Here is a 21,018-nt window from a genome sequence, read left to right as displayed (position 1 = left end):
CGCAAGTTCTTCAGGAGAGTCGACTTCCGGTCGCGCGCCGGCGGAAGTCGGCTCCATCGGAAGGGAACGCCTAGCGGCGATGCGTGCGCGCTGCGGCGAAGCAGAAGAGCGCGAAGGCGACGAAGCCGAAGGCGATCAACCCGAGAGCGACCTTGCCGGGATCGTTGGCGGCCAGCAGGTGCAGCGCCTGGTCGAGCCCACCGGATCGCCGGGCGTCGCGGGAAATCGCGGCAGCGGCGAACAGCACCCCGATGCTCGCGTAGGCGACGCCCTTCGCCACCCAGCCGATCACCCCGCACCGCTCGACCCAGGTCTCGGCGCTCCCGGACATGCCGCTCAGGTCCAGGTCCTCCAGGAAGCTCTTGATCAGCCCGCGTCTGATCGTGGCCACGGCCACCACCAGCACGACGGCGGCCAGCAGACCCACGAAGATCCGGCCGGCCGGCAGTTGGAGGACGCTGGCGGTGAAGTGCTTCTGCTGGGCGCTGCTGGAGCCGACCTGGACGCCGGTGAGCTGCCGTGCCGCCAGCACACCGAGGCCGAGCGACAGCACGGCGCGACCGAGCGCGCCGAGCTTGCGGGCGATGCGGGTGCCGCGGCCGCGAACCCAGTCGAAGCCGATCGCGGCCATCGCGAACTGGGAGAGCGCGAACGCCGTCAAACCCGCTGCGAGGAGGGCCAGCAACGCAGCGCCGACGGGCTGCTGGGCGATCTTGGCGATCGCGCCTTGCGGAGCGGGTTGTTCCTGCGGCCGACCGAAGGCGACTTCCACCGCGAGCCAAGCGATGACGAGGTGGATGAACCCGTAGCAGGCCCAGCCCGCCATTCCCATCAACCGCACGGCGGTGTTGCGCTCCGCTCGCCGGGCTCGGCGCGTCAGTCGGTTCCGCGTCTTCATCGCATCTCGCGACGAAAGCCGGGTGCAGCGCTGCCGTCCCGAAGAACATCGCGCACGACCGCGGCTACTCGCCGCCCTTCTGGACGTAGGAGCGGACGAAGTCCTCGGCGTTGTCCTCCAGGACGTCGTCGATCTCGTCCAACGTGGCTTCGGTGTCCTCGTTGAGCTTGTCCCGGCGCTGCCCACCGGTCGGTTCCGGCTCGGTCTCGACGTCGTCGCCCTCGCGGTGCCGCTGGTGGTTTTTCTCCTGGTGCATGGCTCACCTCGCTCCCGATTTCCTCCTAACTCACTACCCGGCCGGTGAGGACGACAACCCGTCGCTGGTGGCGAGTCACGGCGCGGTCCGGGCGCGTGTTTGCCGGTGATCCGCGTCCGGGAACACGTAGTTGCGAGCGCGGTCCTGGGGGAATGCAGCGGGGGAGTCATGTGGAAGCTCGTGCGCAGGATCGTGCAGTGGTCCGTGCTCGTCATCGGGATCGGTTTCCTGGCCTGGCAGCTGCCCGGGCTGGTGGGGGAGGCCGGTCGGTTGCGCTCCGCGCTGGCGGGCCCGCGCTGGGAGTGGGTCTCGGTCGCCGTCCTGTGCGGGCTCGGCAGCTTGGTGGCCTACGGGGAGCTGCACCGGCGCCTGCTGCTGGCAGGCGGCGTGCAGGTGGGGATGTGGGCCGTCCAAGCGATCCACTTCGCCGAGAACGCGCTGTCGACCACGTTGCCCGCGCTCGGCGACCCGGCGGGTTTCGCGTATGCGACCTACAAGCTGCACCAGCGCGGTGTGGGCGGTGTCCTGGCCGCTTGGTCGACCGTGCTGAGCGGGGTGGTGGCGACTGTCGTGCTGTTGCTGCTGGGCGTGCTCGGACTGGGAGCCACCGGCAGGGTTCCGGTCCTCACCGCGGCTGCGGTCGCCGTCGTCATCGCCGCCGGGTCGTGGGCGTGCTGGCGCGTCGTCACGAATGCCGGGCTGCTGCACCGCTGCATGCACGCGCTGACCGAGCTCGCCCGCCGGGTTCCGCTGATCGGCCGGGGAGCGTGGGCGGCGGAGCCCGATGCGACCGCGCGCCGGGTGTCGGAGCGGATCCAGCTGCTCCGCCCCACCGGGCTCCAGTGGGCGGCGGTCGTGGTGGTCGCGGCCCTGAGCTGGGCGCTCGACTTCTTTAGCCTCACGGCCACCGCCATCGCCCTCGGTGTTCCGATGCCGTGGTCCGTGCTCGTGGTGGGGTTCCTCGTCGTGCAGGCGAGCATCGCACTGCAGATCATGCCGGGCGGCGCGGGTCTGGCCGAAGCCGGACTGCTCGGTGTGCTGGTGACGTCCGGGATTCCGGCGGCCGAAGCGATGGCGGTCGTCCTGGTGTACCGGGGGATCAACTGGGTCGGCCTGGCGGTGCTGGGCTGGCTGGTCTACCTCGTCGACATGCGCGGGCGGGCCGGCCGGGGCGACGAGTCGTAGCTGCGGGCCGCGCAACGCCGTTTGAACCCGCGCGTGCTCCGGGAAGGCCGAGGAGCGGAATGCGACCGTTCACCGCAATCGAGGACTGATGCCTCATGCAGCACGATGCCTTCATCGGACAGGTGCAGGACCGGGCCAGGCTGGCCAGCCGCGGGGATGCCGAGGGCGCCACGCGAGCCACTCTGGAGACGCTCGGCGAGCGAATTCCGGAGCAGGTCGCCGATCACCTGGCGGGCCAGCTCCCGCGGGAGATCGGCGAACACCTGCGCCGGACCGAGGTGTTCGGCGGCGCGGGCACCGGCGAGCGGTTCGGGTTGGACGAGTTCGTGCACCGCGTGAGCTCGCGGAGCGGTTTCGACGAGCCGCAGGCCACCTACGCGGCGCGGGTGGTCTTCGAAGTGCTCCGCGAGGCGACCCAGGGCGGTGTGATGGACCACGTGCGCGACACGTTGACCGATGACCTGCTCGTGCTCGTCGACGCGGGCAGCAGCGGTGACATGAGGCGCAGCTGAATTGCGCTGTCCAGGACCGACTCCGTCGCGGAGTCAGTCCTGCTCCTCGTAGTGGCGGTGGGCGCGGCGGCGCTCCTCCTCGCGCCTGCGCGCCCACTCCTGCTTGACCATGCGGAACTGCTGGGGCGTCGCGGTGCCCTGGGCCATCGAGACCTCCGCGTCGATCAGGCGCTGTTCGCGCTCGTCGGCGTGCTCGGCGCGCAGTTGCTCGTCCGGGTCGGGGCGGTGCGTCTTGATCGGGTGGCTCCTGCGGTACGGGTTGTCCGGGGGCAGCCCACCGGACACCCGGCCGAACAGGCTGATCACGAGCAGCACGGCACCGGCGCCGATGCAGAACAAGGCGGTCGACAGGGCGAAGCCGAGGACGTTCGCCGAGGTGTGCAGCAGCGCCAGGTGCGCCAGTCCGGCCAAGAGGAAGACAGCGCCCAGCACGGCACCGGTGGAAGACGCGATCCTGCTGCCCCACGGTGCCGCGCAGACGAGGACGAATCCCGCGATGGCCGTGGCCGCTGCCACCGGCGCGCTCATCTCGGGCCACGGCGCCTGGACGGGAGTCCACGGCAGTTGCACGATGCCCAGCGCCAGCAATGCCGCACCGAGCACCGCCGCGCCGAGTCGGTGCGTCCGCTGAACTCGATTCGAGAAGGTTCTCACGACCCGCCTCCTCCGGAGCGGAAGCGATGATGTCCATTTCTCGGTTTTCCTCGCGGCGAAATGCCGAAACTCCGCCGGAGGCGTGGCGGTCCCGAATGGCGGCCCGCGCAGGTTTGCGCGGCTTTTCCGAGGGGCAAACCGGAGTCCGGAATCAAAACCTCGCAGGAGGAGATGATTTGTCATGGTCGCCCCGGAACAGCGTGGTACGCGCGAGCGGCGAGCAACCGGAGGCCTGGCGGGCCACGAATCGGCTCTGTCCGCACCAACGACCACAGGCAGCGAATCCCTCCTCATGCTCACCGGTGCTTACACCGCGGTGTCGCCGTGGGTGGTCGGCTTCGCGGACGCGCAGCCGCTGCTGAGCATGAACAACCTGGTGCTCGGGCTCATCGTCACGGCCATCGGACTCGGCCTCACCGGAACCCCGGAGCGCAGCGGTGGCATCAGCTGGACCGCGGCCCCGATCGGCGCGTGGCTGATCATCGCGACCTGGGTCACCACGGTGGGCGCTCCCACGGCGGGCATGATCTGGAACAACGTCGTCGTGGGCGCGCTGTCGGTGATCTTCGGGCTGCTGGTCGCGGGCATGGTCATGGTGCGCAGGCCGGGCTCCGGCGGTTGACGAGGCCGGCTACGAGGTGGTGCGCATGACCGACCGGCGAACGGCCCCGGCCGCGGATCACTTCGTCCGCTACACCGAGACCACCGCGGGGCGCATGCGCAGCAGGGTGTTCGGCTGCGAGCGCGCCGGTGCACCGCCGGTGATCGCGCTGATGGGAATGGGCGTCTCGGACTACCTGATGCCCGCCATGCGCGCGTTGTCGACGTGGACCCAGGCGCACCTCGTCGATCTGCCCGGGCTCGGCGGCAGCGGCCCCGCCCGCCGGTGGTTGGACGTGCCCGGATACGCCGCGGCGGTGGCCGAGTGGGTGGACCGCGCCCAGCTGCCGCCCGCGGTGCTGATCGGGAACTCCAGCAGCACGCAGGTGGCGGCGCACGCTGCGGCGATGCGGCCGGAGCACCTCCAGCTCCTCGTGCTCGCCGGTCCCACCGTGGACCCCGCGTACCGGTCGACGCCGCGGGTCCTCCTGCACTGGCGGATGGACTCCCGCCACCCGATGCCCGGTCTGCAGCAGCAGCACACACCGGACTGGGCGCGCGCCGGGTTCCGGCAGCTGTGGCACCTCCTCCAAGTGCACCTGCGGGACCGGATCGAGGACACCGTGCACCGGGTGCGGTGCCCGGTGCTGGTGCTGCGCGGCGACGAGGACGGGCTGTCGACCGAGGCGTGGGCGCGAGGACTGGCGGCCGAGGCCGCGGACGGACGCTTCGCGGTCATGCCCGGGCCGCACAGCTTCGTCTGGTCGGCGCCGTCGGCGTGGTCGGAACCGATTCGCGAAGCTGTGGCGTCCGTCCCAGGACAGGGCGACGCCCGGAACCACTGCTGAGCGCACCACCCGCGCTCGCGATCTCGATCGGTGCTGAGCGCTGACCGAGAAAATCTACTGTGGACAATTCTGGATCCCGTCCTGCTCGTCGCTGGTGCGCGCCGGGCGGGATGACTCCTCGTGACCAGTCGTTCGGCTGGAAGTCGCGATCTGCCTGCGATTTCACCGATTCGCTGAGAAGCCGAACACAAATAGTGTTCAGATTCCTGGTCGGAGTGCCACCGTCTCCTGCAGCGCCCGCACCACTCGGCGCTGCCCGGTGCCCGAACACCCCGATCAACGGCCGCCGGGACGAGAGCAGGAAAGGACTCCCGCCTTGCGCGCCTCCGCGGCCCCGATGTTCCGCGCGCTGAAACACCCGAACTACCGGCACTGGGCGACCGCTGACTTCGTCTCGGTGACCGGGGCGTGGATGCAGAACCTCGCGCTCAACTGGTTCGTCCTGGTCAAGACCGGTTCGCCGGGAATGCTGGGGCTGTCGCTGTTCTTCCAGACGCTCCCCGGCGTCGTGCTGGCGCCGCTGGCGGGCGCGATGGCCGACCGCTGGCCGACCCGTCGGGTGCTGCTCACCACGCAGGGCCTGCACGGCGCGCTGGCGTTGGTCCTCGCCGGCATCGCGTGGGTCGACGGACCGCTGTCGGTCGTCTACGCCACGGCGCTGATCGGTGGTGTGGTCACCGTGTTCGACGGGCCCGCGCTCGGCCGGTTCGGCTCGCAGCTGGTTCCGAGGGAGGATCTGAGCAACGCACTGGCGCTCGGGTCGATCATCAGCTCCGGTGGCCGGATCCTCGGCATGGGGCTGGCGGGCGCGCTCGTGGTGGTCACCGGCGTGCCGCTGCTCTTCCTGCTCAACGCGCTCAGCTTCGCAGCGGTGCTCTTCGCGATCTCCCGAGTGCGCCCGGACGGGATGTTCCAGCTGGCGACCAGCGCACCGGGACGGGCAGGAGCGATCGCGGGCCTGCGCTACGTGTTCGGCCACCGGCCGCTCGTGCTGCTGTTCCTGCTCAGCTTCGTGCTGTCCTGCCTCGGGCGCAACTACCAGGTGACGATGGCGGCCATGAGCGCTGGGCCGCTGCAGGCCGGTGCGGCGGGATACGGCGTCCTGTCGGTCGTCTTCGCCGTGGGCACGATCGCCGGTGGTTTCGTCGCCGCGGCCTGCAAGCAGCTGACCTTGCGCCTGGTCCTGGTCATGGCGCTGCTGACGAGCGTGCTGCAGTTCTTCAGCGGAGCCGCTCCGACACTGGGCATCTTCGCCGCGGTGCTGTTCCCGATCGCCGTCGGTGCGGTGGTCCTCGACACCGCCACGAGCACCCGCATCCAGCTGGACACCGACGAGGACATGCGCGGCCGGGTCCTCGCGGCCAAGGGCATGGTGACGGCGTTGTCCGGCGCGATCGGCGGCCCGCTGCTGGGATGGCTCTCGGAGGTCTCCGGTGCCGACCACGCGCTGGAAGTGGCCGGGCTGGTCACCGTGCTGGCCACCGCCGTCGCCTGGATGCTGTTCGCCCGGTCTCCGCAGCGTCGCGCGATGCCTGCGCACACCCGCTGGGCGCATCTGGTCCCGCCGTCGGCGGCCACCGCCGCGGAGGCCTCCGGCGGGTCCCGCAGGGTGCCCGACCGGCCGTCGCGGGGTCCGCTCCGGGCCGGCCCGGGTCGGCGGCTCACCCGGCGACTGCGCAGCCGCCGCGCGAGGCTCTCGCGGAAGTAGGTCAGCCCACGTAGCGGCGGGCGGGGGAGTGCCGTTGCGGTTCTTCGAGCACCCGCAGGCAGCGCTCGACCCGCTCCGGGACCACCTCCCGCTCGCGCAGGACCCACGGCGTCGCCCTGGCGGCCGCGACGAGGGCGGCCAGCGTGCACCGGTCTTTCGGCGCGCTCGCGGCGACGGCGGCGCTGCGGCGGAGCGCATCGCGGACCGGGCGTCGCAGCCAAGCGGTCAGCACGGTGTTGCGGATGCCGAGCTGCCGCCGCAGCCGAGCGTTCCGGGACGTCGACGGAGCGTGGTGGATGACGATGTCCGGCCGCCAGCACAACCACCAGCCGGCGGCCACCAGGTCGAGGGCGAGCAGCTCCTCCTCACCGCCGAGCCACAGCTTCGGGGAGAACCCGCCCGCCTCCCGGAAGGCGGCGACCCGGAACGTGGTGAGCCCGGCCATGAGGCTCATCAACGCCGGTCCCGGCAGCCAGTGCGGTGCGGGTACCGGCGATTCGCGCAGCTCCGGGACGAGCGGGTCCTCGCGGAGATCCGGCTCGACCAGGCACCGCCCCATCACCGCGGCCACGCTGCCGAAGCGGTCCAGCACGTCGGCCGCGTGTTCGAGCGCGCCGGGCTGCCACGTGGTGTCGTCGTCGCAGAACGCCACGTACGGCGTGGAAACGTGCTCGACGGCCCAGTTCCGGCCCACCGCGCCGAGGTTCTCGCGGTGGCTCAGCAGCCGCACACCGGGGAATTCGGCCCGGATGCGCGTGGAAGTGCCGTCGTCCGAACCGTTGTCCACGACGACGATCGGCGGTTTCTCGGGCAGTTCCGTCATGTGCTCGAGCGTTCGCAGCACTTCGGCGCACCTGTTGTGCGTCACGATGACGACGGAGACGCGGTGGTCGGTTCCTGGCGGCACGATCCGCGATTACCCGGCGGGGCCCGGTGGTAACCACCGGTTTGCCGGTCGGCCGCGCCGGGTAGCGCCGTATCGCGAGCCGATGGGGGTGGGAGACAGGTGTACTGGGATTTCGGCCGGGCAGTGGTGACGGGTGGAGCCGGTTTCCTCGGATCGCACTTGTGCGAGGAGCTGATCGCGCGCGGAACATCGGTGGTCTGCCTCGACAACTTGTGCACGAGTTCGGCGCGGAACCTCGCCGCGTTGCGCTCGGAACGGGAATTCGAGTTCGTGGAGCACGACATAGCGCGTCACGGCTACGAAGCCGACGGCATCGATCTGGTGGTGCACATGGCATCCCCGGCGTCGCCCGCGGACTACCTCCGAATGCCGTTGCAAACGCTCCGGGTGGGGAGCAACGGGACGCTGAACGCGCTGGAACTCGCCGAGCGCAACGGCGCCCGCTTCCTGCTGGTGTCGACGAGCGAGGTCTACGGCGATCCGCTGCGCCACCCGCAGGACGAGAGCTACTGGGGCAACGTGAACCCGGTCGGGCCCCGAGCGGTGTACGACGAGGCGAAGCGGTACGCCGAAGCCCTCACTTCGGCTTTCGGCGAGCACCGCGAGGTCGGAACGCGGATCGCGCGCGTGTTCAACTCGTTCGGACCGCGCATGCGGCCGGGTGATGGCCGCGTGGTGTCCACGTTCGTGTGCCAGGCGCTGCGCGGCGAAGCGATCACCGTCAACGGCGACGGGAGCCAGACCCGGTCGCTGTGCTACGTGGACGACACGGTGCGCGGCCTGCTGGCCGTCGCGGCCGGTCGGCTCACCACTCCGGTGAACATCGGACGTCCCGGGGAGATCCCGGTGCTGGGCCTGGCCGAACTGGTCCGCAGCCTGGTCGGGTCGCACTCGCCGATCCGCCACACCGACGCCGCGGTCGACGAGCCGCGCCGGCGGTGCCCGGACATCAGCCTGGCGAACAGCGAGCTCGGCTGGCGTCCCGAGGTCGGTGTCGTGGAGGGGCTGCGGCGCACGATCAGCTGGTTCGCCGCTGAGGGCGGTGCCTCCGCAGCGGGGTAGCCGCGGTCTCGCGGGCGAGCGCCGCGCGCCCGCTCCCGTCGCGCAAGAGCTCGCACAGCTGTTTCCGCAGCTGCGCCACCGCGTTCAGCGCGGTCGGAACGTCGGCGTCGGCGAACGCGTGCGAGCGCTGCCCGTAGAGGCTCACCGCCGCGCGCAGCTGCGGCTCGCCGATGAGCGGTACGACGAGGAAGCTGAAGACGCGCGCTTCGCGCGCGGCGCGGGCGAAGCCCGGCCACCAGGTCCGGATCTCCGTGACGTCGGCCAGAACGGCGCTGCGGGTGCGCATGGCCTCCGGACACGGCCCGGTGCCGTCGCGCAGCTGGCCCGCATCGATCCGCCCGGCCCGTTCGTCGGTGTGCAGGAACAAGCGGGCCGGGGCGGCGCAGCTGATGCCGCCCATGCCGGCACCCGGAACCGCGACGAGGAGTTCCGAGAGCAGCCCGCGCAGCAGGAGTTCAGCGGACGCGGAGCGGCGTCCGCTGCGGGTGCGGTGCGCGTCCACCTCTCGCCCCCGTTCCGGTCGCTGGCACCTACCGGCCGAATTCCTCCAGCACGCGCACTTCCCGCGCGGTCTCCGGCGGCAGGCGACTGCGCTGCGCCAGAGCTCGCGGAAGCCGCCGCGCGGCCCCGAGAACAGCGCGGCGGCTCGCCCCGGTGGTGACGGAATCGCCGAGCAGCTTCAAAGTCCGTTCGACGGCGGCCCCGGCCGGATAGCGCATCCAGGCGATGAGCAGGTCGTTGCGCTTCTCGAGCACTCGCCTGGCCTGCGGGGAATCGCGTGCCGTTGACGGGTGGTGGTGCGCGACCACGTCGTCGACGTAGACCAGGTCCCACCCGGCCGCGCCGAGATCGCAGGCGAGCAGCTTCTCCTCGGCGCCGAAGAAGAGCGTGGCGTTGAAGCCGCCGACAGCGCGGAACGCCCGCCGCCGGACGACGGCGGCGCACGCGGTGAAGCCGAGGATGCGCGGGCCCGGCAGCGAAACGGGTGTGCGCAGCGGCGAACGCGTCATCAGGTCGTTGACCGGGTCCGGGCGCTCATCGCGGCCGACGAGCGTGCGCGCGGCGATCAGCCCCACTCCGCGGTGCTCGGCGAAGATCTCCTCAGCGCGGGCGAGGGAGCCCTCCGTCCACCACGAATCGTCATCGCTGAACGCCACGTAGGTGCTGTCCGCGTGATCGACGCCGAGGTTGCGCGCCGCTGCGCCGAGGTTGCGCGGTGCTTCGACCAGGCGAACCCGCGGGAACTGCTCCGCCACCAGCTGCGGAGTTCCGTCGGTCGATGCGTTGTCCACCACGACGATCTGCGGCTGCTGCCGCAACGCGCAGAGCTCGCGCAGGGTTCGGCGCAGCTCCGCGCGCCGATTGCGCGTGGCGATCACGACGGTGGTGTCCAGCACGGTGCTCATACCCGCTCCCGCTCCGCGAGGAGGGCGTCGACACCGGCGGCCACCAGCGGTGAGCTGGTGGTGCTGCTCTGCCGCGCCGCCGATTTCCCCGCGGCTCGCAGGCACCAGGCCCACCAGCGGTCCAGCAGCGACCGCGGATCGCCGCCGAGGAACTGGCCGGGCTGGAGCACCGCGGGCCACTGCCAGGCCTCGGCCTGCGCCGACATCTTCCCGCCACCTCGCACCGGGTCGACCGCCAGCACCGGCTTGCCGCGGGACAACGCGAGCACGAGGCCGTGCAGGCGGGTGGTCACCATGACGTCGATCCGGTCGACGAGAGCGACGAACTCGTCCACTGTGGAGCACAGGCGCCAGTCGTCGCCGGTGAGGCGGGTGTCCAGCTCCAGCACGGCGGCGTCGAGGTCGTTGAGCCAGGACCGGAGCTCGGCGTGCACCTCCTCGTGCCTGCGCGAGTTCCCGTACTCGGGCTGGCCGGGAGCCAGCACGACGCCTGCCACCGGTACTTCGCGGGCGTCGACGGGGGCCGAGAGGTCCACCGCGGGCTCCCCGACCCCGTCGCGGGGGAGCACGCGGTGGAAGCCCGTCACCGCCGGATCGGCCTCGTCCAGCACCGAGACGCCGACCGCCACCCTGGTGCAGTCCGGGAACCGCGAGTGCAGGTCGCAGACCTGCCAGCCGTGCGCGGGACCGCAGACGAAGACGAGGTGCGTGTAGTCCGCGGGTCGTGCGTCGTCGAGACCGAGTGCACCGGGGACGAACCGCGGACTCCACGCCGTCTCGTTGCGGATGTCCCGCGCCGTCAGCTCAGCCGCCAGGTGCCGCATGCTCAGCACGTCACCCGCGGTCGCTTCACCGTGCAGGAAACTGGGCCATCCCGTGATCAGAACTCGCACGACACCTCCTGAACCGCTGCTTCGCATCGGCTACCCGAGCGCTGCCGCGCACATGCCAGTCAACTGCGGACCGTGAGCGACTGGCGCGCATCCGGCCGCGGACCGGGCGGGCACAGGCGTGGCGCGTTTAAGAGTCGCTTCGCAGGGTAGCGATGTAGGCACGGCCGCTCCGCAGGTCGGCCTCCCACCGCTACATCCGCACCCGCAGGAGGAGAACACCGTGCGAATCCTCGGGATCAACGCCGTTTTCCACGACCCGGCGGCCGCGCTGGTCGTGGACGGACGCATCGTTGCCGCTGCGGAGGAGGAACGCTTCTCCCGCCGCAAGCACGGGAAGCAGCCGGTTCCGTTCTCGGCGTGGGAACAACCGGAGCAGGCCGCCGCGTGGTGCCTGCGGAAGGCCGGGATCGCGGCGTCGGAGCTCGACGCCGTCGTCTGCTCCTACGACCCGCGGTTGGTGGATCACGCGGTGTCCGGGGTGGATTCGGAGTGGGAACACCTGCGCACCACCTTCGCGCTTCGCGCGCCGTACTTCCTGCGTACCGCACTGCCGGGGCTCGACCCGGAGATCGTGCACTTCGTGCCGCACCACGTCGCGCACGCGGCGTCGGCCGGGTTGGCCGCACCGTTCGGCGATTGCGCGGTGCTGACCGTCGACGGACGCGGTGAGAGCACCTCGGCCCTCGCCGGGGAGTACGTCGACGGCCGGTTGCAGGTGCTCGCCGCGCAGCGGTTGCCGCACTCCCTCGGGCTGATGTACGAGGAACTGACCGAGCACCTGGGTTTTCACCGGTCCAGCGACGAGTACAAGGTCATGGCGCTGGCCTCGTACGCGAAACCGACCTTCCTGCCGGACTTCGCCGAACTCGTCCGGACCACCGGCGAAGGGCTCTACGAGATCGGCGAGATCGAGTGGGACAGGTGGGCGCCGCGCCGCGGCCCGGGCGATTCGCTGGACGAAGTCCACGCGCAACTCGCCGCCAGCGTGCAGGCCAGGCTGGAGGAGGTCCTGCTCGACGTGGTCGGGTGGCTGCACGAGCGGACCGGACAGGACTGCTTGGCGCTGGCCGGTGGTGTCGCGCTCAACTGCGTGGCGAACACGAGGCTGGCCACGGACGGCCCCTTCCGGCACGTGTGGGTGCAGCCGGCGGCGGGCGATGCGGGCACGGCGCTCGGCGCGGCGCTGCACCACGCCGCCGAGAACGGCGACGCGGTGTCGCCGATGCCCGGAGCGGACCTGGGGCGCGAGTGGTCCGACGCCGAGATCGAGGAGCTGCTCAAGACCGCCGACGTCCGCTACGAGCGACCGGACGACATCGCCGAGGTCGCCGCCGAAGCGCTGTCGCGGGACGAAGCGGTCGGCTGGTTCCAAGGGCGAAGCGAGTTCGGTCCACGCGCTCTCGGGCACCGCTCGTTGCTCGCGCACCCGGGCCGCGTCGGCAACGTCGAACGGCTCAACGACATCAAGGGACGCGAGCAGTTCCGCCCGGTGGCCCCGATGACGCTGGCCGAGCGGGCCGGTGAGCTGTTCTCCCGCGGGCCGCTGCCGAGCCCGTACATGCTCTTCGTGCACGACGTGGTGCCGGGCTGGCAGGACCGGATCCCGGCCGCGGTGCACGTCGACGGCACGGCCCGGCCGCAGACCGTCGACCGCGAACGAGAACCGCTGCTGGCCAGGCTGCTGGATTCGTTCCACGACCGCACGGGACTGCCGACCGTGATCAACACGAGCTTCAACACCGCCGGGCGGCCGATGGTGGACAGCCCGGCCGACGCGCTGGAGTGCTTCGGCTCCTCGGCGATCGACCTGCTGGCCATCGGGCCGTTCGCGGTGCGGCGTCAGGGCGGTGCGCGGTGAGCGGGCAACGACCCCGGTACGCGGTGGTGATCCCCACGACCGGACGCGCGAGCCTGGCGACAGTGCTGAGAGCGCTGGACGCGAACACCGGTCATCCTCCGGAGGAAGTGCTCGTGGTCGACGACCGCCCGCAGCCGTCGGCACCGCTCGAACTCCCGGAGACCGGGCTTCCTGTTTGGACGGTTCGATCGGGCGGCCGGGGGCCGGCAGCCGCTCGCAACGCGGGGTGGCGCATCGCGGATTCCGAGTGGGTCGTGTTCCTGGACGACGACGTGGTCCCGGATCCGTCGTGGCGGGAGCAGATCGCCGAGGACCTGGACGTGGGCAGCGATGTGGGCGCCTGCCAGGCGACGATCAGGGTTCCGCTGCCGGGTGATCGTCGCCCCACCGACTGGGAGCGCGGCACGGCGGGCCTGGCCACCGCGTGGTGGATCACCGCGGACATGGCGTACCGCAGGGAGGTCCTCGACGCCTGCGGCGGTTTCGACGAGGAGTTCCACCGGGCGTTCCGGGAGGACGCCGATCTCGCGCTGCGCGCGCAGGCGATGGGGTGGCGCCTGGTCACCGGGAGCAGGATCACCGAGCACCCGGTGCGCCCGGCGGGTTTCCTCGCCAGCGTCCGGGCGCAGGCGGGCAACGCCGACAACGCCATCATGCGCCGCAAGTACGGCAGGCGCTGGCGGCACCGGATCGGCGAAGGACCCGGACGCATCCGGCGGCACTTCGCGACCGCGGTCGCGGGTGTGATCGCGCTGACCGCCGCCTGCGGCCGACGACCGGGGTGGCGCACTGCCGCGAAGTTCAGCGCCACCGCGTGGTTGGTGCTCACCGCGGAGTTCTGGTTGCGCCGGATCCTGCCCGGCCCCCGGACTCCCGGCGAGCTCGCGCGCATGGCGGTGACGAGCGTGCTCATCCCGCCGGTGGCGTGCTGGCACCGGCTGCGCGGCGAGGTGCGGAACCTCCGGCGGAGACCGCGAAAACCGGCCGCGGTGCTCTTCGACCGGGACGACACGCTGATCCGCGACGTGCCCTACAACGGTGATCCCACGAAGGTGCGGCCGATGCGCGGAGCGCGCGGTGCGCTCGATCGGCTGCGGGTGCACCGGGTTCCCATCGGGATCGTGAGCAACCAGTCCGGAGTGGCCCGCGGCCTGCTGAGCGAGTCGGATCTCGCCGCCGTCAACGCGGAGGTCCGCCGCCGGCTGGGGCCGTTCGACACCTGGCAGTGCTGCGTGCACGACGAAGCCGCGGGCTGCGGTTGCCGCAAACCCGCACCCGGCCTGATCGAGCGCGCCGCAACGCAGTTGCGCGTCTCCCCGCGGGATTGCGTGGTGGTCGGTGATACCGGCGCGGACGTCGAAGCGGCCGCCGCGGCCGGTGCCAAGGCGATCTTGGTGCCCACCGAGCGCACCAGGGCCGAGGAGATCACCAGCGCGCTGCTGACGGCCGAGGTCGCCCCCACCATCGAAGCGGCGATCGCACGAGTGCTGGGCGGATCATCGTGAGCCACCCGATCCTGGTGGTGCGCTTGGACAACGTCGGCGACGTGCTGCTCGCCGGGCCGGCCGTGCGCGCCGTCGCGGCGCACGCCGACTCCGTCGTCATGGTCGCCGGACCGCGCGGCGCGGCGGCGGCGCACATGCTGCCCGGCGTTGACGAGGTGGTGCGGTGGTGCGCGCCGTGGATCGACCCCGAACCGCCCCCGGTGACCGCCCCGGCGATGACCGGGTTCATCGACCGGATCCGGGAGATCGACCCGGCGGGTGCGGTGATCTTCACCTCCTTCCACCAGTCGCCGCTGCCGCTCGCACTGCTGCTGCGGATGGCCGGAGTGCCGCGGATCGCCGCGATCAGCGAGGACTACCCGGGTTCGCTGCTCGACGTCCGGCACCGGATCGACGGTGATCCACCGGAACCGGAGCGGGCGTTGTCGCTCGCCCGCGCGGCGGGCTTCCCGCTGCCGCGCGGTGACGACGGGCGGCTCCGGGTGCGCACCCCGCTGCCGGACGTCTCCGGCCGGGTCGGTTCCCAGCCCTACGTGGTCGTGCACCCGGGAGCATCGGTTCCCGCCCGGCAGTGGCCCGCGTTCCGGAGTTCCGCGCTGGTCCGGGCCCTGGTGGCCACCGGCAGGCACGTCGTGGTCACCGGGACGGCGGCGGAGCGGGAGCTGACGGCCCGGGTCGCGGGCAGCGGCGGCGTGGACCTCGGCGGTCGAACCGACCTCCCGCAGCTCGCGGCGGTGCTCGCCGGAGCCGACGTGGTCGTGGCTCCGAACACGGGCCCGGCCCACCTGGCGGCCGCGGTGGGAACTCCCGTCGTATCGCTGTTCGCGCCCGTGGTGCGGGCTGCGCGGTGGGCGCCGTACGGCGTGCGCAGTGTCGTGCTCGGCGACCAACGCGCTCCGTGCGCCGACACGCGCGCTCGCGTCTGCCCGGTTCCCGGGCACCCGTGCCTGTCGCACGTGACCGCCGACGACGTCCTCGCGGCGGTGGACCGGATGCAGGAGGTCGCGGCGTGAGAATCCTGGTCTGGCACGTGCACGGCTCGTGGACGACGGCGTTCGTCCGCGGACGGCACACGTTCCTGGTGCCGGTCACGCCGGGCCGCGGTGCCGACGGGCGCGGCCGGGCGCAGACCTTCGAGTGGCCGGACAACGCCGTCGAGGTCGAGCCGGACCTGCTGCGGCAGGAGGACGTCGACGTCGTCGTCCTGCAGCGCCCGCACGAGATCGAGCTGACCGAGAAGTGGCTCGGGCGCCGTCCCGGCATCGACGTGCCCGCGGTCTACGTCGAGCACGACACGCCGCGCGGCCCGGCGGTGGAGACCCGCCACCCGCTGGCCGAGCGCAGCGACATCCCGCTGGTGCACGTCACCCACTTCAACGAGATCTTCTGGGATTCCGGCCGCGCTCCGTCCACTGTGATCGAACACGGCATCGTCGATCCAGGCCACCGCTTCACCGGCGAGCTGCCCAGCGCGGGCGTCGTCGTCAACGACCCGATCCGCCGCGGCCGCCTCGTCGGCACCGACCTGCTGCCGCGGTTGGCCGCGTCGGTACCGCTGGACGTCTTCGGGATGCGGGTCGCCGACCTGCCGCAGCACCTGGGCACCGAGCGGATCACCGCGCACGAGGACCTGCCGCAGCGCGAGATGCACGCCGAGCTGGCGAGGCGCCGGGTGTACGCGCACCCGTTCCGCTGGACGTCGCTGGGCCTCTCGCTGCTGGAAGCGATGCTGATCGGCATGCCCGTGGTGGTGCTCGCGAGCACCGCGGCGGTGGAAACCGTGCCGCCCGAGGCCGGGGTGATCTCCACGCGTCCGCAGGTCCTCGCCGAGGCGGCGGCCGACTTCGCCGCCGACGTCGATCTCGCCCGGGAAACCGGCGCCGCGGCGCGGGCGGTGGCGCTGCGGCGCCACTCGCTCCACCGGTTCCTGGCCGATTGGGACGAGCTCTTGCAGGAGGTGTCGCGATGAAGATCGACCTGGTCTCCGAGCACGCCAGTCCGCTGGCCGCCCTCGGCGGAGTCGACGCCGGGGGGCAGAACGCGCACGTGGCGGAGCTGGCGACGGGGCTCGCCCGGCGAGGTCACGACGTCGTCGTGTGCACGCGGCGGGACGACGCATCGCTGCCGCACCGCGTCAGCACCGAGGCGGGCTTCGTCGTCGAGCACGTGGCAGCCGGGCCGGCCGAACCCGTGCCGAAGGACGACCTGCTGCCGCACATGGGCGAGTTCGGCGACCGGCTCGCCGAGAGGTGGGCGGCGGACCGGCCCGACCTGGTGCACGCGCACTTCTGGATGAGCGGTCTGGCGGCCCAGCGCGGCGCGGCCGGCACGGGAGTGCCGGTGCTGCAGACCTTCCACGCGCTGGGCCGGGTGAAGCGCCGCCACCAGGGCGACAAGGACACCAGTCCGCCGCAGCGGATCGAGCTGGAGGCCGACATCGCGCTCGGCGCGGAGAAGGTGGTGGCCACCTGCTCCGACGAGGTCGCCGAACTGGCGGAGATGGGCCTGCCCGCGGAGCGGACCGCCGTCGTGCCGTGCGGCATAGATCTGGAGCGGTTCCGGCCCGGGCCGGGCGGTGGCCCGCCGAACGAGCACCCCAAGATCCTGTGCATCGGCAGGCTGGTGGAGCGCAAGGGGATCGACATCGTCATCCGGGCGCTGCGGCGGATCCCGGGCGCGGAGCTGCTGATCGCCGGCGGGCCACCGGGACCCCGGTGGCATCGCGATCCGGAGGTCCGACGGCTGCGGGAGGTTGCCGAGCGGGCGGGGGTGGCGGACCGGACCACCTTCCTGGGGCAGGTCGATCACGAGCGCACCCCGCAGCTCTACCGGTCGGTCGACGTCGTGGTCAGCACGCCCTGGTACGAGCCGTTCGGCACCGTGCCGGTGGAGGCGATGGCCTGCGGAACCCCGCCGGTGGTCAGCGCCGTGGGAGGCCACCTGGACACGGTGCTCGACGGCCACAACGGACTGCACGTGCCGCCGCACAGCCCGGCCGCCGTGGCCCAGGCGGTGCGCGAGGTGCTCGCCCGTCCGAGATGGCGCGCGGAACTCGGGGCGGCAGGCGTGGCGTGGGCGCGCGCGCACTACGGCTGGAACGAGTTGGTCCGGGAAACCGAGGCGGTCTACCGGCAGGTCCTGGCGGCCCCGGTCGTGCTGGGAGGAGGAGCGACGTGATCGAGGAACACTTCACCGCGCTCGGCACCGCGGCCCGGCGTGCCTGCGGCGCGGCGCCGACGGTCCGCCGCTGGGCCCATTCGCTCGTCGACGTGCTCGAGGGCGGCGGCCGGTTGCTGACCTGCGGAAACGGAGGAAGCGCGGCAGAGGCGCAGCACCTCAGCGGTGAGCTGGCCGGCCGTTTCCTGCGCGACCGCAAGCCTTACGCGGCGATCCCGCTGCACGCCGACTCCTCGGCGTTCACCGCGATCCTCAACGACTACGGGGAGCAGGAGGTCTTCGCCAGAGGCGTGCGCGCGCACGGCCGCGCGGGCGACGTCCTGATCGCGTTGTCCACCAGCGGTCGCAGCCACAACGTGATCGCCGCGGCCAAGACCGCCAGGGAGATCGGGATGCGGGCGTGGGCGATGACCGGGCCCGCCCCCAACAGCCTCGCGGCGTCCTGCGACGACGCGATCGCGGTCGACGCGTCCGGCGTGGCCACCATCCAGGAGATCCACCTGGCCCTGGTGCACGCCCTGTGCGCGGAGTTCGACGCGCTGACGATCGGGGAGGTGGAGCCGTGAAGCTGGCAGTGGTGGGAGACGCGCTGCTGGACGTGGACCTGTCCGGCGGGGCGGAGCGGCTGTGCCCGGACGCACCCGTGCCGGTGGTCGACGTCGCGGCGCGCAAGTGCCGTCCGGGCGGGGCAGCGCTCGCGGCGGTGCTGGGAGACGCCAGCGGCGCGGACGTCACCTTGATCACGGGGCGCAGCGACGACTCGGCCGGGCGCGAGCTCGACCGCCTGCTCGCCGCTCGGTGCGTGCTGCTCGACGCGCCCTTCAGCGGTGGGACGCCCAGCAAGACCAGGGTCCGCGCGGACGGCCAGTCGCTGGTGCGGCTGGACGTCGGCGACGGGATGGTGCCGGACATCCCGCTGGCGGCAGGCCCGTTCGAGGCGCTCCGCAGCGCGGACGCCGTCCTGGTGGCCGACTACGGCCGTGGGATCACCCGGAACTCGTGGCTGCGGCGCGAGCTGGCGAGGCTGCCCTCCGACGTGCCGCTGGTGTGGGATCCGCATCCCCGTGGCGCCGAGCCGGTACCGCGCACCGATCTCGTGGTGCCCAACCACGCCGAGGCGTTGTCGTTCGGCGCCGGTGCCGGGTCCGCTGAAGGCGCGGAGGCCCTGCGGCTGCGGTGGAGCTGCGGCGCGGTGGCGGTCACGATGGGCGCGCGCGGCGCCGTGGTGAGCCCGCCCGGCGAGTTCCTGCGCGCGCCCGAGCTGGTGGGCCGCCGACCGGACGTCTGCGGTGCGGGCGACAGCTTCGCCGTCTCGGTGACCTTGGCGCTCGGTCGCGGTGTCCCGCTGCTCGAAGCGGCCCGCTACGGCGTGGACTGCGCCAGCCGGTTCGTGGCCGAAGGCGGCGCCGGGGCGTGGGCCTGCGACGGCAGCGAACCGCCGCCGCCGCGCCCGGGCTCGTCGTTCTCGCGGGTGGAGCAGGTCCGCTCCTGGGGCGGCCGGGTGGTCGCCGCGGGCGGCTGCTTCGACCTGCTGCACCCCGGGCACATCAACCTGCTCAACCGGGCGCGGTCGCTGGGCGATGCCCTGGTGGTCTGCATGAACTCCGACGAGTCGGTGCGCAGGCTCAAGGGCCCGCCGCGCCCGGTGGTGCACGCGGAGGACCGCAGGTGCCTGCTGGAGGCGCTGGAATGCGTGGACGCGGTGGCCGAGTTCGACGAGACCTCGCCGAGCAGGCTGCTGGAGCAGCTCCGCCCGGACATCTGGGTCAAGGGCGGCGACTACGAACCCGATCAGCTACCGGAGGCACGAGTGGTCGAGCGCCACGGTGGCCGGACGGTGCTGGTCCCGCTGGTGGACGGTTACTCGACGAGCAGGATCCTGCGCGACCTGGAGCACGGCAGCCGGATTCGGAGGGAGTGCCATGGCAGAGCTGGGTAATGTGCTGATCACCGGCGGTGTGTCCGGGCTGGGCGCGGCCACCGTCGAAGCGGTGCGGGAGGCCGGCGGGACCCCGCTGGTCCTGGACCGGGCCGCGCCCTCGGCGCCGGTCAAGTTCGCCTGCGTCGACCTGGCCGACCGGAGGGCCGCCGAGCACGCGGTGCAGGAGCTCGCCGATGCGGTCGGCGGGCTCGACGGGGTGTTCACCGCGGCCGGGATCGATTCCTGCGGGCCGCTCGGGTCGGTGCCGCCGGGCGATTGGGAACGCGTCATCGAGGTGAACCTCCTCGGCACCGCCGCGGTGGTGCGGGCGGCGCTGCCCTACCTGGAGCGGTCCAGCGGGACCGTGGTCACCTGCGCGTCCACGCTGGGCATCAGCGCGGTCAGCGAGGCGACGGCCTACTGCGCGTCGAAGTTCGGCGTCGTCGGACTCACCCGCGCGCTGGCCGCCGAGACCAGCGGCCGGGTCGGCGTCACCCTGCTCGTGCCGGGCGGCATGCACACCGCGTTCTTCGACGGCCGCGACGAGCAGTACAAGCCGCCGCCCGACGCCAAGCTGAACCGGCCGGAAGACGTTGCGCAGGCCGTCGTCTTCGCGCTCAGCCAGCCGCCCGGCTGCGAGGTCCGCGAGATGGTCGTGTGCCACTCGCAGGAGTCGTCGTGGCCGTGAGCGGTGGCTCGGTGCTCGCCCTCCGCGCGCTGGGTCTGGGGGATCTGCTGACCGCTGTTCCCGCGCTGCGCGGGCTGCGGCGCGCGTTCCCGCAGCACCGCCTGGTGCTCGCCGCGCCGCGGGCGTTGGGCGGGTTGCTCCCGCTGCTGCCGGAGGTCGACGAGCTCCACCCGACCGAAGGCCTCGCGGACTTCGCATGGCGCCGGCGGCCACCGGAGGTGGCGGTGAACCTGCACGGCAGCGGCCCGGAGTCGGTGGCCGCGGTGTGCAGCACCCGGGCCCGGCGGATCCTGACCCACCGCCACCCGGCCTTTCCCGCCGTGGCGGGGCCGGAGTGGTCCGACGACCAGCACGAGGTGCGCCGCTGGTGCCGCTTGCTGGAGCACTGGGGAATCGACGCCGACCACGAGGACCTGCGGCTGCCGGAGCCGACCGGTCCCTCGCCGCCCGGCTCGGCGGTGCTGCACCCCGGCGCGAGCCGGGGGGCGCGGCGCTGGCCGGTGGAACGCTTCGCCGAGGTGGCGAGGTGGCTGACCGCCAACGGGCACCGGGTCGTCATCACGGGCACCGCCGACGAACGCGCGATCGCCCGGCGACTGGCCGAACTGGCCGGGCTCGCGCCGGACGCCGTGCTGGCGGGTGGCACCGATCTGCCGCAGCTCGCGCGTCTGGTGGCCCGCGCGGAGCTCGTGGTGTGCGGTGACACCGGTGTCGCGCACCTGGCCACCGCGTTCGCGACGCCGTCGGTGGTCCTGTTCGGCCCGGTCGCTCCGGCCCGCTGGGGCCCGCCGCCGGACGGTCCGCACATCGCGCTCTGGGACGGGCGCAGCGGCGACACGTTCGCCGCCGAACCCAGCCCGGGACTGCTGGCGCTCGGCCCCGGGCAGGTGATCGAAGCAGCCGGGAAACTCCTCGCGCGAATCGCTTGAGGCAGGAGGGG

At 72.5% G+C, this 21,018-nt stretch carries 22 protein-coding genes; 15 read left to right on the top strand and 7 right to left on the bottom strand.

Annotated elements, in window-relative coordinates:
* Nucleotides 1-70 precede the first annotated feature (70 nt).
* Together C4T78_RS11415 and C4T78_RS11410 are read right to left on the bottom strand one after the other, a co-directional pair.
* Nucleotides 71-898: a DUF1206 domain-containing protein gene (locus C4T78_RS11415; protein WP_093356759.1), complete on the bottom strand. Its 828-nt coding sequence runs from the start codon at nucleotides 896-898 to the stop codon at nucleotides 71-73.
* Nucleotides 899-962: 64 nt separating this feature from the next.
* Nucleotides 963-1,154: a ubiquitin-like protein Pup gene (locus C4T78_RS11410; protein WP_093356758.1), complete on the bottom strand. Its 192-nt coding sequence runs from the start codon at nucleotides 1,152-1,154 to the stop codon at nucleotides 963-965.
* A gap of 168 nt (nucleotides 1,155-1,322) precedes the next feature.
* Here C4T78_RS11410 and C4T78_RS11405 point away from each other — a divergent pair, with 168 nt between their 5' ends.
* A complete protein-coding gene (locus tag C4T78_RS11405; protein ID WP_093356756.1) occupies nucleotides 1,323-2,339 on the top strand; it encodes a lysylphosphatidylglycerol synthase transmembrane domain-containing protein in 1,017 nt (338 codons plus the stop codon).
* A gap of 95 nt (nucleotides 2,340-2,434) precedes the next feature.
* Nucleotides 2,435-2,851 carry a DUF2267 domain-containing protein gene (locus tag C4T78_RS11400; RefSeq protein WP_093356755.1) on the top strand — a complete coding sequence of 139 codons (417 nt, stop codon included), beginning with the start codon at nucleotides 2,435-2,437 and terminating at the stop codon, nucleotides 2,849-2,851.
* A gap of 33 nt (nucleotides 2,852-2,884) precedes the next feature.
* On the opposite strand, the gene C4T78_RS11395 is transcribed toward C4T78_RS11400, so the two are convergent.
* A complete protein-coding gene (locus C4T78_RS11395) occupies nucleotides 2,885-3,505 on the bottom strand; it encodes a hypothetical protein (RefSeq protein WP_093356754.1) in 621 nt (206 codons plus the stop codon).
* A 292-nt stretch (nucleotides 3,506-3,797) separates the two neighbouring features.
* On the opposite strand from C4T78_RS11395, the gene C4T78_RS11390 reads away from it, so the two are divergent.
* The 3 genes from C4T78_RS11390 to C4T78_RS11380 all read left to right on the top strand — a co-directional run bounded on the left by C4T78_RS11390 (nucleotide 3,798) and on the right by C4T78_RS11380 (nucleotide 6,661).
* Nucleotides 3,798-4,127, top strand: a complete 330-nt coding sequence (locus C4T78_RS11390) for an SPW repeat protein (protein ID WP_177247739.1) — start codon at nucleotides 3,798-3,800, stop codon at nucleotides 4,125-4,127.
* A 25-nt stretch (nucleotides 4,128-4,152) separates the two neighbouring features.
* Nucleotides 4,153-4,953: an alpha/beta fold hydrolase gene (locus tag C4T78_RS11385; protein ID WP_093356751.1), complete on the top strand. Its 801-nt coding sequence runs from the start codon at nucleotides 4,153-4,155 to the stop codon at nucleotides 4,951-4,953.
* A gap of 316 nt (nucleotides 4,954-5,269) precedes the next feature.
* Nucleotides 5,270-6,661 carry an MFS transporter gene (locus C4T78_RS11380; protein ID WP_235863771.1) on the top strand — a complete coding sequence of 464 codons (1,392 nt, stop codon included), beginning with the start codon at nucleotides 5,270-5,272 and terminating at the stop codon, nucleotides 6,659-6,661.
* A 1-nt stretch (nucleotide 6,662) separates the two neighbouring features.
* On the opposite strand, the gene C4T78_RS11375 is transcribed toward C4T78_RS11380, so the two are convergent.
* Nucleotides 6,663-7,568 (bottom strand): glycosyltransferase family 2 protein, encoded by a 906-nt coding sequence (locus C4T78_RS11375; RefSeq protein WP_093356747.1) that lies wholly within the window; start codon nucleotides 7,566-7,568, stop codon nucleotides 6,663-6,665.
* A gap of 126 nt (nucleotides 7,569-7,694) precedes the next feature.
* On the opposite strand from C4T78_RS11375, the gene C4T78_RS11370 reads away from it, so the two are divergent.
* Nucleotides 7,695-8,630 carry an NAD-dependent epimerase/dehydratase family protein gene (locus tag C4T78_RS11370; protein ID WP_177247748.1) on the top strand — a complete coding sequence of 312 codons (936 nt, stop codon included), beginning with the start codon at nucleotides 7,695-7,697 and terminating at the stop codon, nucleotides 8,628-8,630.
* On the opposite strand, the gene C4T78_RS11365 is transcribed toward C4T78_RS11370, so the two are convergent.
* From C4T78_RS11365 to C4T78_RS11355, 3 genes are read right to left on the bottom strand one after another with little or no spacing between them, the layout of a single operon-like run.
* Nucleotides 8,587-9,132, bottom strand: coding sequence for a GAF domain-containing protein (locus tag C4T78_RS11365; RefSeq protein WP_177247738.1), 546 nt, complete (start codon nucleotides 9,130-9,132; stop codon nucleotides 8,587-8,589). The genes C4T78_RS11370 and C4T78_RS11365 overlap by 44 nt on opposite strands.
* Nucleotides 9,133-9,160: 28 nt before the next feature.
* Nucleotides 9,161-10,036 (bottom strand): glycosyltransferase family 2 protein, encoded by an 876-nt coding sequence (locus tag C4T78_RS11360; protein WP_093356742.1) that lies wholly within the window; start codon nucleotides 10,034-10,036, stop codon nucleotides 9,161-9,163.
* Complete coding sequence (locus C4T78_RS11355; protein ID WP_107916120.1) at nucleotides 10,033-10,929, bottom strand: polysaccharide pyruvyl transferase family protein; 897 nt, start codon at nucleotides 10,927-10,929, stop codon at nucleotides 10,033-10,035. Before C4T78_RS11355 ends, C4T78_RS11360 begins: the two co-directional genes overlap by 4 nt.
* 220 nt (nucleotides 10,930-11,149) lie before the next feature.
* Here C4T78_RS11355 and C4T78_RS11350 point away from each other — a divergent pair, with 220 nt between their 5' ends.
* The 9 genes from C4T78_RS11350 to C4T78_RS11310 are packed head-to-tail and all read left to right on the top strand — an operon-like array spanning nucleotide 11,150 to nucleotide 21,007.
* Nucleotides 11,150-12,787 (top strand): carbamoyltransferase family protein, encoded by a 1,638-nt coding sequence (locus C4T78_RS11350; RefSeq protein WP_093356740.1) that lies wholly within the window; start codon nucleotides 11,150-11,152, stop codon nucleotides 12,785-12,787.
* Nucleotides 12,784-14,292, top strand: coding sequence for an HAD-IIIA family hydrolase (locus C4T78_RS11345; protein ID WP_093356737.1), 1,509 nt, complete (start codon nucleotides 12,784-12,786; stop codon nucleotides 14,290-14,292). Before C4T78_RS11350 ends, C4T78_RS11345 begins: the two co-directional genes overlap by 4 nt.
* A complete protein-coding gene (locus C4T78_RS11340) occupies nucleotides 14,289-15,305 on the top strand; it encodes a glycosyltransferase family 9 protein (RefSeq protein WP_093356736.1) in 1,017 nt (338 codons plus the stop codon). The genes C4T78_RS11345 and C4T78_RS11340 overlap by 4 nt, the downstream gene beginning before the upstream one ends.
* Nucleotides 15,302-16,261: a glycosyltransferase gene (locus tag C4T78_RS11335; protein WP_093356735.1), complete on the top strand. Its 960-nt coding sequence runs from the start codon at nucleotides 15,302-15,304 to the stop codon at nucleotides 16,259-16,261. The genes C4T78_RS11340 and C4T78_RS11335 overlap by 4 nt, the downstream gene beginning before the upstream one ends.
* The gene (locus C4T78_RS11330) at nucleotides 16,258-17,469 is read left to right on the top strand and encodes a glycosyltransferase (RefSeq protein WP_093356733.1); all 1,212 of its coding nucleotides are present in this window, start codon (nucleotides 16,258-16,260) and stop codon (nucleotides 17,467-17,469) included. The genes C4T78_RS11335 and C4T78_RS11330 overlap by 4 nt, the downstream gene beginning before the upstream one ends.
* Nucleotides 17,466-18,035 (top strand): D-sedoheptulose-7-phosphate isomerase, encoded by a 570-nt coding sequence (locus C4T78_RS11325; protein WP_093356732.1) that lies wholly within the window; start codon nucleotides 17,466-17,468, stop codon nucleotides 18,033-18,035. The genes C4T78_RS11330 and C4T78_RS11325 overlap by 4 nt, the downstream gene beginning before the upstream one ends.
* Nucleotides 18,032-19,408 (top strand): PfkB family carbohydrate kinase, encoded by a 1,377-nt coding sequence (locus C4T78_RS11320; RefSeq protein ID WP_093356731.1) that lies wholly within the window; start codon nucleotides 18,032-18,034, stop codon nucleotides 19,406-19,408. The genes C4T78_RS11325 and C4T78_RS11320 overlap by 4 nt, the downstream gene beginning before the upstream one ends.
* Nucleotides 19,392-20,078 carry an SDR family oxidoreductase gene (locus tag C4T78_RS11315; RefSeq protein WP_093356729.1) on the top strand — a complete coding sequence of 229 codons (687 nt, stop codon included), beginning with the start codon at nucleotides 19,392-19,394 and terminating at the stop codon, nucleotides 20,076-20,078. The genes C4T78_RS11320 and C4T78_RS11315 overlap by 17 nt, the downstream gene beginning before the upstream one ends.
* Nucleotides 20,069-21,007, top strand: coding sequence for a glycosyltransferase family 9 protein (locus C4T78_RS11310; protein ID WP_093356728.1), 939 nt, complete (start codon nucleotides 20,069-20,071; stop codon nucleotides 21,005-21,007). Before C4T78_RS11315 ends, C4T78_RS11310 begins: the two co-directional genes overlap by 10 nt.
* The last annotated feature ends 11 nt before the right edge of the window (nucleotides 21,008-21,018 follow it).

This window comes from Saccharopolyspora kobensis, assembly GCF_900108315.1.
Classification (GTDB): domain Bacteria; phylum Actinomycetota; class Actinomycetes; order Mycobacteriales; family Pseudonocardiaceae; genus Saccharopolyspora; species Saccharopolyspora kobensis.
The sequence above is the reverse complement of the archived record's forward strand: the minus strand, read 5'-3'. Positions and strand labels throughout refer to the sequence as shown.

Bases quoted from the DNA above. Each gene is read 5' to 3' on its own strand.
- C4T78_RS11415 (WP_093356759.1), bottom strand. From the start codon at position 898: ATGAAGACGCGGAACCGACTGACGCGCCGAGCCCGGCGAGCGGAGCGC.
- C4T78_RS11410 (WP_093356758.1), bottom strand. From the start codon at position 1,154: ATGCACCAGGAGAAAAACCACCAGCGGCACCGCGAGGGCGACGACGTC.
- C4T78_RS11405 (WP_093356756.1), top strand. From the start codon at position 1,323: ATGTGGAAGCTCGTGCGCAGGATCGTGCAGTGGTCCGTGCTCGTCATC.
- C4T78_RS11400 (WP_093356755.1), top strand. From the start codon at position 2,435: ATGCAGCACGATGCCTTCATCGGACAGGTGCAGGACCGGGCCAGGCTG.
- C4T78_RS11390 (WP_177247739.1), top strand. From the start codon at position 3,798: ATGCTCACCGGTGCTTACACCGCGGTGTCGCCGTGGGTGGTCGGCTTC.
- C4T78_RS11385 (WP_093356751.1), top strand. From the start codon at position 4,153: ATGACCGACCGGCGAACGGCCCCGGCCGCGGATCACTTCGTCCGCTAC.
- C4T78_RS11360 (WP_093356742.1), bottom strand. From the start codon at position 10,036: ATGAGCACCGTGCTGGACACCACCGTCGTGATCGCCACGCGCAATCGG.
- C4T78_RS11330 (WP_093356733.1), top strand. From the start codon at position 16,258: ATGAAGATCGACCTGGTCTCCGAGCACGCCAGTCCGCTGGCCGCCCTC.
- C4T78_RS11315 (WP_093356729.1), top strand. From the start codon at position 19,392: ATGGCAGAGCTGGGTAATGTGCTGATCACCGGCGGTGTGTCCGGGCTG.